General features: G+C 63.8%; 10 protein-coding genes. 8 read left to right on the top strand and 2 right to left on the bottom strand.

Going from position 1 to position 8,649, the window contains the following annotated elements; genetic code table 11:
• The 6 genes from shc to J7J55_04135 all read left to right on the top strand — a co-directional run.
• Window positions 1-1,210, top strand: a 1,210-nt coding sequence (gene shc / locus J7J55_04160) for a squalene--hopene cyclase (GenBank protein MCD6141894.1), incomplete at its 5' end; no start/stop codon positions are given.
• An 88-nt stretch (window positions 1,211-1,298) separates the two neighbouring features.
• On the top strand, window positions 1,299-2,198 hold the full coding sequence (gene ispH, locus J7J55_04155) for a 4-hydroxy-3-methylbut-2-enyl diphosphate reductase (GenBank protein MCD6141893.1): 900 nt from the start codon (window positions 1,299-1,301) through the stop codon (window positions 2,196-2,198).
• A complete protein-coding gene (locus J7J55_04150) occupies window positions 2,195-2,674 on the top strand; it encodes a YjbQ family protein (protein ID MCD6141892.1) in 480 nt (159 codons plus the stop codon). Before ispH ends, J7J55_04150 begins: the two co-directional genes overlap by 4 nt.
• Window positions 2,668-3,576, top strand: a complete 909-nt coding sequence (gene hpnC / locus J7J55_04145; protein MCD6141891.1) for a squalene synthase HpnC — start codon at window positions 2,668-2,670, stop codon at window positions 3,574-3,576. Before J7J55_04150 ends, hpnC begins: the two co-directional genes overlap by 7 nt.
• Entirely contained in the window at window positions 3,561-4,433 is an 873-nt protein-coding gene (locus tag J7J55_04140; protein MCD6141890.1) for a squalene/phytoene synthase family protein, read from the top strand. The genes hpnC and J7J55_04140 overlap by 16 nt, the downstream gene beginning before the upstream one ends.
• On the top strand, window positions 4,418-5,731 hold the full coding sequence (locus J7J55_04135; GenBank protein ID MCD6141889.1) for an FAD-dependent oxidoreductase: 1,314 nt from the start codon (window positions 4,418-4,420) through the stop codon (window positions 5,729-5,731). The genes J7J55_04140 and J7J55_04135 overlap by 16 nt, the downstream gene beginning before the upstream one ends.
• On the opposite strand, the gene J7J55_04130 is transcribed toward J7J55_04135, so the two are convergent.
• Together J7J55_04130 and J7J55_04125 are read right to left on the bottom strand one after the other, a co-directional pair.
• The gene (locus tag J7J55_04130; GenBank protein MCD6141888.1) at window positions 5,715-6,713 is read right to left on the bottom strand and encodes a dihydrodipicolinate reductase; all 999 of its coding nucleotides are present in this window, start codon (window positions 6,711-6,713) and stop codon (window positions 5,715-5,717) included. The two genes, J7J55_04135 and J7J55_04130, sit on opposite strands and share 17 nt — an antisense overlap.
• A 60-nt stretch (window positions 6,714-6,773) precedes the next feature.
• A complete protein-coding gene (locus tag J7J55_04125; protein MCD6141887.1) occupies window positions 6,774-7,466 on the bottom strand; it encodes a hypothetical protein in 693 nt (230 codons plus the stop codon).
• A gap of 189 nt (window positions 7,467-7,655) precedes the next feature.
• On the opposite strand from J7J55_04125, the gene J7J55_04120 reads away from it, so the two are divergent.
• Together J7J55_04120 and J7J55_04115 are read left to right on the top strand one after the other, a co-directional pair.
• Window positions 7,656-8,321, top strand: a complete 666-nt coding sequence (locus tag J7J55_04120) for a hypothetical protein (protein ID MCD6141886.1) — start codon at window positions 7,656-7,658, stop codon at window positions 8,319-8,321.
• Window positions 8,312-8,649 (top strand): DUF488 family protein (locus tag J7J55_04115; protein MCD6141885.1); only part of this gene is annotated, 338 nt, incomplete at its 3' end. The genes J7J55_04120 and J7J55_04115, both read left to right, overlap by 10 nt.

The raw sequence follows: 8,649 nt of genomic DNA, 5'->3' as shown, positions 1-8,649 counted from the left end.
GTGGAAACCACTCCGCAAACGTGCGATAAAGGCGGCCGAGGAGTGGATCATCGCCCGTCAGGAGGCCGACGGCTGTTGGGGCGGGATCCAGCCCGCCTGGGTTTACTCCCTCATCGCCCTTTACGTCCTCGGCCACGACCCCGAGGGGCCGATCCTCAAGAAGGGGATCGAGGGGCTAAAGCGCTACTCGATAGAGGAGGAGGGAAAGTTCCGGTTCCAGTCCTGCATCTCTCCGGTGTGGGACACAGGGCTTGCGATGATCGCCCTGCAGGATGCCGGTCTTCCCGCGGATCACCCCGCGCTGGTCAAGGCCGGGAAATGGCTCCTGAATGAGCAGATCTTCGTGGGGGGCGATTGGCAGGTGAAGTGCAACGGGCGTCCCGGCGGCTGGGCGTTCGAGTTCGATAACGACGTTTACCCCGATACCGACGACTCATCGGTGGTGATGATGGCCCTGCTAAGGACCGATCTTCCTGAGCGGGCCAAGGAATTCGCCATCTCACGGGGTCTGGAATGGCTCCTTGCGATGCAGAGCTCAAACGGCGGGTGGGGGGCGTTCGATCGAAACAACACCCGGGCGCTCCTGCGGGAGATCCCGTTCGCCGACTTCGGGGAGATGATCGATCCGCCATCGGTCGATGTTACGGCGCACATCGTCGAGCTCCTCGGCCGGCTCGGGTATAAAAAGGGGTTCCGGCCGGTCGATCGTGCACTTGCCTATCTCAAGCGCGAACAGGAACCGGACGGGGCATGGTACGGACGGTGGGGGGTGAACCTCACCTACGGGATCGGATACGTCCTCCCCGCGCTCGCCGCAGTCGGGGAGGATATGCGAGCCCCTTACGTCCGCCGCGCGGTCGAGTGGTTGATTGAGCACCAGAACGAAGACGGCGGCTGGGGAGAGAGGGTCGAGGGCTACTACGATCCAAAGTGGCGCGGGCGCGGCCCGTCGACCGCATCGCAGACCGCGTGGGCCCTCCTCGGCCTGCTCGCCGCGGGCGAGGCGGATCATCCAGCGACCCGTCGTGGGGTGGAGTACCTGATCGAGACGCAACAGGAAGACGGCGGTTGGGACGAGCCGTACTTCACCGGGACCGGGTTCCCCACGGATTTCATGATCAACTACCACCTGTACCGGGACAACTTCCCGATGATGGCCCTCGGTCGCTACCGCGAGGCAAGACGCGGGGATGGGGAGGCGCGGGGATGAGGAGATGCGGAGACGGAGGGGCGAGTGTGAGTTTCCGTTTTCCTCGATCACCGCGTCATGCTCTCCCCTCATCCGCGAAGGAGGTCGCGTGAGGATCATAAAGGCACAGGTTCTCGGGTTCTGCTTCGGGGTGCGCCGCGCGGTGGAGATGATTGAAGCGGAGCTCAGGGATCGCGGACCCCTCTACACCCTGGGGGCGATCGTGCACAACACCCACGTCGTCGAGGCGCTGGCGAGAAGTGGGGCTCAGCTTGTGCACTCGCTCGACGAGGTCCCTCCCGGAGGGACGGTGGCGATCACCGCCCACGGAGCGGGGGAGGAGGTATACGCCGAGATCCGCCGCCGCGGGCTGCGGCTCGTCGACACCACCTGCACGATCGTCCGCCGCGCGCAGCAGACGGCAGCAAAACTCGTCGAGGAGGGGTACTTCGTCGTGGTGTACGGGGAGGCTGACCATCAGGAAGTGAAGGGGATCCTCTCCTGGACGCGGGGGGAGGGGATCGCCACCCTCACCCCGGATATCGAGCTCCCGCCGGAGGCGAAGAAGATCGGGATCATCGCCCAAACGACGAAGAAGCCGGAGCTGTTCGCCCGATTCGCCCAGGAGCTCATCGTGCGCTACACCGGAAAGCTCGGGGAGATCAGGATCATCGACACCACCTGTCCGGAGACCGGCCGCCGCTACCAGGCGGGGCGCGAGCTCGCCGAACAGGTCGACGCCCTGATCGTGGTCGGAAGCCGATCCTCAGCGAACACGCGCAAGCTCGCCGAGACCTGCCGCGGGACCGGAGTACCGACCTATCACATCGAATCGGCGGACGAGATCGAGCCGGACTGGCTCGCTGGCCGGGAGACGTTCGGGGTGACCGCCGGGGCGTCGACCCCGGACAACGTGATCGAAGAGGTGGTACAGAAATTACGGGAAATAGACGAGACAAAAAATGCGAAAGGGGGGAATGGAGACGAGGAACATCTCCTGAAACGATGAATACTCAGATACATCAAGCAGTGATCAAGCAGGTAAAGGTCTATCGCGAGATTATCAGAAAGACTGCACAGCGGGCTCTTGAGTTTATCGATATCACCGATAAGGTGTTGGAGATCCTCGCCCGCTCCGGGATCAGTGAGGGGATGGTGCTCGTCTACTCGCGCCACACCACCGCGGCGATCAAGATCAACGAAAACGAGCCCCTCCTTCTCGGTGACATGGCGCGGTTCCTGCAGCGGGTTGCACCCAAGGACGGGGACTACAAGCACAACGACTTCGTCGTGCGCACCGCCAACATGACCGAGGACGAATGCCCGAACGGGCACGCTCACTGCCAGCATCTGCTGTTGGGAGCGAGTGAAATCATCCCTCTGGCTGCTGGTGAGCTCCTCCTCGGCCGCTGGCAGCGGATCTTCCTGATCGAGCTCGATCGTCCGCGGGAGCGCGAAGTCATCGTGCAAGTGCAGGGATGGTAGCCGAGCACATTCGCACCCTGATCGAGCTGCCGGAGAGTCCGCCGTCCCTTGCCGCGGCGCGGGACCTCTGCCTGCGTCTGACGAGGCAGCACTACGAGAACTTCACCCTCATCTCGCTTCTGGTGCCGCGGCGGATGCGGGTCCACATCGCGGCGGTGTACGCGTTCTGCCGCACGGTCGACGACATCGGCGACGAGGCCCCCGGGGACCGGATCGCCCTCCTCGACCGATTCGAGGAAGAGCTTCAGAGCGCCTACTCCGGAACCCCGCGCCACCCGGTGATCATCGCGCTTAAACAAACGATCGCGGAGTTCGACCTTCCCGCTGTGCCGTTCCTCAAGCTGATCGAGGCGAACCGGATCGACCAGCGCGTGCACCGGTACGCGAACTTCGGAGAGCTCCTCCACTACTGCGATCACTCGGCGAACCCGGTCGGCCGGTTGTTCCTCATGCTCTACGGCTATCGCGACGAGGAGCTGTTCAGACTGTCGGACAACACCTGCACCGCGCTCCAGCTCACCAACTTCTGGCAGGATATCCGGCGCGACTACGAGATGGGCCGGATCTACCTGCCTCAGGACGAGATGGAGAGATTCGGGGTGAGCGAATCCGACATCGCAGCAGCGAGCGCAAACGAGCGGGTTCGGGCCCTGGTGCGGTTCCAGGTCGACCGGGCGCGGGGCTACTTCCGTGATGGGCTCCCGCTCCTCGACCGCGTGTCCGGCCACCTGCGGGTCGACATCGCGCTCTTCTCCCGCGGCGGCCTTGCCATCCTCGACAAGATCGCGGCCCAGGACTACGACACCCTGTCCCGCCGCCCCGTCCTGAGCAAGGGGGAGAAGATGCGGCTCTTCCTCTCCACCCTGGTCTCGCCCCGTTACGAGAGATGGATCCGAAGCTAGCTGCGGCCTACCGCGAGTGCACCCGCCGCACTCGCGCGGCCAAGAGCAACTTCTACTACGCGTTTCTGACGTTACCCACCTACAAGCGCCGCTCGATCTACGCGATCTACGCGTTCTGCCGCGAGGCGGACGACATCGCCGACAGCTCCGCACCACTGGCCGAAAAGCGGGACAAGCTCGCCGCGCTGCGGGCCCGGCTGCACGCTGTCGCCTCCGGAAACCCGTCTCCCGGGGTCGACCTCGCCCTCGCCGACACGATCGCCCGGTTCTCCATCGATCCGCAGGACCTCGCCGCGATCATCGACGGAGTGGAGATGGACCTCACCGTGTCGCGCTATCCCACGTTCGACGAGCTGTCCGCGTACTGCTACCGCGTCGCCTCCGCGGTCGGGCTGGCGGTCCTCCCCGTGCTCGCCGGTGGGCCGGTGACGGACGAGACGCGGGCGCGCGGGATCGACCTTGGGATCGGGCTGCAGGTCGCCAACATCGTCCGCGATGTGAAGGAAGACGCCGACCGCGATCGGATCTACCTCCCACAGGAGGACCTCGCCCGGTTTGGGGTGACCGAGGACGAAATCCTCTCCGGGACGATGTCCGACCGGATGCGGGACCTCCTTGCGTTCGAGGCGGGGCGGGCCCGTGATTTGATCAAGCGTGGATTCAAGCTCATCCCGGCCCTCCCCCGCCATGCCCGCCCGTTTCCCCTCTTCCTCGGGCGCGTGTACGGAGCGATCCTCGATCGGATCGAGGCCCGCGGCTACGACGTCTTCTCCGGAAGGGTTTCGCTCACGAAGTTCGAGAAGGGCTCCCTCCTCGCACGCACGTTTGTAGGAGCGTTCCTATGGCGCGGGTACTGATCATCGGCGGCGGCCCGGCCGGGATCTCCGCCGCCTGTCGACTTGCCCAGGCCGGGATCGAGACCGTGCTGATCGAGCGGACGCCCCGGCTCGGCGGGCGGGCGGCATCGTTCCGCTACTCGCGGATGGACGAAGAGATCGACTACGGCGTGCACATCCTCATGCGCGTCTGCACCGAGGCGATCGCGCTACTGGACCTGATCGGAGCGGGCGATGCGGTCCGATTCCAACCGCGGCTGCACGTCCCGATGCGCCATCCCGGCGGCAGGGGTGCGGTCTACTCGACACCGCTTCCCGGGCCGCTCCACCTCCTCCCCTCGCTCCTTACCTACAGTCCGCTAGCGTGGGGGGAGCGGGTCAGGGCCGCGGGCGCTGGGGCGGCGCTCCTCGTGCGGGCCCCGCGCGAGGAGGAGACGTTTGGAGAATGGCTCGCGCGCCATCGCCAATCCCGGCGGGCGGTGGCGCGGCTGTGGACCCCGGTCGCGGTCGCCGCGCTGAACGCGCTCCCGGACGCGGTGAGTGGGCGCGCGGCCTGGTTTGTGTTATCAAACGGCTTCTTTCGGGCGCACGGGGCGGACATGGGCCTGTTCACCCAGCCCCTCTCTCAGGTGTTCGGAAGCGCGGTCCGGTTCCTGGAAGATCGCGGCGGGAGAGTGATCCGCGGCCGCAGTGCGGAGGAGATCCTGATCGCGGGCGGCAGGGCAACTGGAGTGAGGCTTGCAGACGGTGAGGTAATCGAAGGGGACGGGGTGATCCTCGCCGTGAGCCCCGACCGGGTCAGCTCTCTCGTCCCCGCCGATCTGCGGACCGATCCATCGTTCGCCTGGCTGAGCAGGCTTCGGTTCTCCCCGATCGTGAACGTCCACCTGTGGTTCGACCGGGCGGTGATGGACGAGGAGTTCGTGATCGGGGTCGATTCGCCGGTGCAGGCCGTGTTCGACGTCACCCGCATCCAGGGCGGTGCGGGCCCGAGGCACATCGCGATCTCCCAGAGCGCGGCAAGTGAGCTCATGCCGCTGCGAGACGACGAGATCGTCTCCCGGATCGTCGCCGCGCTCGGAGCCCTCCTCCCGCAGGTCAAGCACGCGCGGCTGCTCGATTCCCTGGTCGTCCGCCACCCGCGGGCGACGTTCGTCCCCGCGCCGGGAACGGAGGCGCTCCGTCCGCCGTCGCGAACTCCGATCTCCGGGCTGTACCTCGCTGGCGACTACACCAGCACCGGCTGGCCGGCGACGATCGAGGGCGCGGTCCGGTCCGGGAGGCTCGCCGTGCAGGCTCTGCTCACCGACCGACGGTGACGATCGGGAGGTCGCGCATCGTGACCAGGCCCGGCGGGGCGGCGATCACGCGCGGGATCGCATTCGCGACGATCGCCGCGGTGGCCAGATCCCCGTTCGTCCCGTGCAGCACGATCTCGAGATCCGGGACCCCGGTTATCCGGATCGTATCAGCCTCCTCCGGCTCGTCGAGCCCGGCGATGAAGGTGAGAACCACTCGGTCATCGTCCCCGCAGTAGCCGTGCGCCGTCTGCTTCAGGCCGCGCACCGCGCCGGGATCGACCCGCACGTACGGAGTCTGAATTGCCCGATCGGCGACGAGCGGCTCGACCGCGGTCTCGAACCGGGTCAGCTCCCATCCCAGGGTATCGAATATCATCCCCACCGACTCGCGCAGCCCGACGTGCCCCATCCGTCCCTGGGCCATCCGGGCGTTGAACTCATCGACCGTCATTCCGGCCCCGATCTTTTTCTGAAACGGGCCGCGGCGGTTGGTGGCGTTCATCCGTCGGGTCACCTCGATCCGGGTCACCTGCTGGCAGATCGCGGTGAGGGAGAGCGGGAGCGCGTCCATGAGGAACCCGGGATTCACCCCGGTCCCGAGCACGGTCTTGCCCATCCGCTTGGCGATTCGATCGATCCTCTCTGCCTCATCCCGGTGGGCGAGCCACGGGAACGACAGCTCCTCCGCGGTGGAGACCACGTCGAGCCCCGCCTCCAGGATCTCGCGGATCTGGTCGGAGAACAAATCGAAGTACGAGCTCGTCGTGTGCACCACCACGTCGGCCGGGGCGGCGGAGAGCGCCTCCGCCAGCGTCTTTGCCACCGGGACCCCGAGCTTCTCCCCGAGCCCGATGGCATCACCCAGGTCCGCCCCCACCTTCTCCGGGGCGATATCCACCCCACCGACGAGCTTGAGGGCGTCCCGGGAGTGGATCAACCGCGCGATCGCCGATCCGATCGGCCCGAGTCCGTACTGAACAACGCGTATCTCATTCGCCAATTTGTGTCTACCTCCATGGGGTTTGGCACAAGGATAGCCGCCGGTCGTGGACCCGGCAACCTAGTTTCCCGCGAGGCGATCGCGCGCGGCGTACAGTTGAGCGCAGTGGTCGAAGAACAGGAGCAGATGCGCGTGCGCCGTCTCCCGGGTCACCTCCCGGGCAGCGGGCCGTCCGGCATGATCCCGGGTGTAGTCAGCGATCCGGCGCAGGCCGGATACCGCGACGGCAAGGGAGTCGGCCTCGGTCTGGGGGAATCCAAGCAGGACGAACCGGTGGGCAATGCCGGTGACGTCGGTCGGAAGCTCACCCGGGATCCTGTCGGTGAGGGTCCGCAGGCACTCCGCTGCCGCGATCCCGAGGAGGACCGCGGCGGCAAAATCCCGCCCGGCGAGGAACGAGTGGAGGCTCTCCCGCAGGTAGGCGGATACGACCGGGGGGAGCGCCCGTCCGATTCGCGCCTCCAGCTTTTGGATGTAGCCGGCAGGGTCATGCAGTAGCGTCTCCTCGGCCAGGGCCCGCTCCCCGTACTCGGTGAGGTGGATGAACGGAAGGTTCAGGTTGAGCGAGTTCTTCCCCGGAGCAAGGACCCCTTGGAGGAGGAGCTCCCAGATGATCTCTTGGACCGTAAGCGCGTCGTAGCCGCGGAAATCGGGGTGTCGGCGCCTGATCTCCCCGATCACCGCATTCAGGTGCGTCTGCGGGTTGGCCCGCAGGATCTCGATCACCAGCTTGCGCAGCTCATCCCGTTCCATCGCACCGTTACACTACCAAAAACGGGCATACCGGTCCAGATTCTCCGCTCATGATACCATGCAGCTAATTGATACCTCAGGATGAAATAGATAAAATGTAAATCAGAATGTCATGAGCTTTAGGGGAATGTAGCCATGCTACGAAAAGATTGCTATCTAAGTGACTTTCTTCTCCTTGCGATTTCCGAGATGACGGACAGAGCCATCTGCGTGGCTGGGATCGAACCCGAAACCCTCGAGTGGATCAGACCGGTGAAGGAGGGATATCACTGCCTGTTTGAGGAACACGTTGAATGGTTTCCGCCCAACACAATCCTTGAAGTGCCGTTTTACGCCAAACAATTAAGACCGTTAGAAGAAGACCCCTATGGTCTTCACAGCGAAGACGAAGTGATAAGCGGACCTCCTACAACGGTCTCAAAGCTTACAGCAACACAAAAACGTAATATCCTCAACAAAGCGGCTGATAGAAATCTCAAGAAGGCGCTTGGCACTCCGGGCCGATCCTTGTTCCTGGTATGCGTGGAGGATTTTCGCTGCAGTTTCAAAGATGAAACCGATTTACGGGTGGAGTTCAAGGGTGGAAACACAACTAACACCGACCTCAGAAAATACTTGTACTCCAATGTTCCACACATTGGACTTTCACCAAAAGGATTGCCGTGCCGCGTTCGAGGATGGCTAGACTTCGTACGTCCACTGCGGAGAGGGCTTTATCTCGACTATGAAGATATCCTAAGAATGGATCCCAACGCAGAGGTATTTTTCGCCCTGAGTCTGTCTGGCTTGCTTCATGGAAAACATTGGCTGATACTTGCGGGGATCCATATTGTTGGGGAGGAGATTTGGCTTTAAGACAGACTTATCTCTCGATGAAGGCAAAACTACCCGAGGGGGTTAAGACCGTGCTGGTCATGCGCGGGAGGGGAAACGATGAATTAGCCCCATCCAAGGAACTGCTTGACGACTTCAACCGGTTTAAGAAGGAATTCCAAGATGGGCTCGATGGATACCACGATCCTTACACGTACGCTTGGGACAAAAGCAATTACGAAGAACGTTTCCGCAAGCAGATCCTCAGTAACCCAAAGGCCATGGAACGCTTGGCTGCTTTGGCAAAGGAAGCGAAGGATAAGGACATCTTCTTGATCTGCTACGAAGGTGAGGATAAACCATGCCACAG

It is taken from the genome of Candidatus Bipolaricaulota bacterium (assembly GCA_021159055.1).
In the GTDB taxonomy this organism is placed as follows: domain Bacteria; phylum Bipolaricaulota; class Bipolaricaulia; order UBA7950; family UBA9294; genus S016-54.
This window is presented reverse-complemented; position numbering and strand designations above follow the sequence as displayed.